At 59.6% G+C, this 958-nt stretch carries 1 protein-coding gene; it reads left to right on the top strand.

Annotated elements, in window-relative coordinates:
• Positions 1–958: IS21 family transposase (istA, locus tag ACK8OE_RS20855; protein ID WP_410274229.1), on the top strand; the 958-nt coding region annotated here is incomplete at both ends.

Genomic DNA, 958 nt, shown 5'->3' with positions numbered 1-958 from the left:
ACGCTGCAAATCGTGTGGGATGAATACATAGCGGGCGATCCCGACGGTTATCGCTACAGCCGCTTCTGCGAGCTTTACCGCGACTGGGAAAGTCGTGTTCCGGTGACGATGCGTCAGACGCATCTGGGCGGCGATAAGATGTTCGTCGACTATGCTGGAGACACGGTGCCGGTGATCGTTGACCGCCGCGCCGGAAAGGTTCAGGAGGCTCATCTCTTCGTTGCCGTCCTTGGAGGCTCAAGCCTGAGCTTCGCGCTTGCCACCTGGACGGAGACGCTTCCGGACTGGATTGAGGGACATGTTCAGGCCCTGGCTTACTTTGGCGGCGCGCCGGCCCTGATAGTGCCGGACAACCCAAAGGTCGCGGTAATTCGGGCCTGCTTTTACGATCCCGATATCAACAAGACCTATGCGGAGCTGGCGGCCCACTACGGCACGTCGCTCTTGCCCGCACGGCCTCGCCGTCCGCGTGATAAGGCTAAAGTTGAAGCCCTGGTTCGTATTGTCGAGCGCTGGCTTCTGGGGAAGCTGCGACGCCAGCGTTTCTACAGCCTGGCCGAAGTCAATGCGGCCATCGCCAGCATGCTTCAGGCTTTAAATGACGAACGGATCCTTCGGATATACCGCAAGACGCGGCGTCAGATGTTTGAGGAAATAGATCGACCGAAGCTACGGCCCTTGCCCGTAGAGCCATTCGTCCTGGCGGAATGGAAGCGGCGTAAGGCCGGCATCGATTATCACGTCGAATTCGACCGGCACTTTTACTCGATCCCCTACCGCTATGCCCGCTGCGACGTTGAACTGCGCGCTACCCGCCGGACAATCGAGATCTTCCTTCATGGCGAACGTATTGCGTGTCACGTGCGCGGATCGGGTGATGGTAAGCACACCACCCTGGCCGAGCACATGCCTTCCAGCCACCGCCGTTACGACGGCATGACGCCTGCAGCCTTGCTCA

Source organism: Asticcacaulis sp. W401b (assembly GCF_046503825.1).
GTDB lineage: Bacteria > Pseudomonadota > Alphaproteobacteria > Caulobacterales > Caulobacteraceae > Asticcacaulis.
Note: the sequence above shows the minus strand (reverse complement) of the source record. Positions and strands in the feature narration are given on the sequence as shown.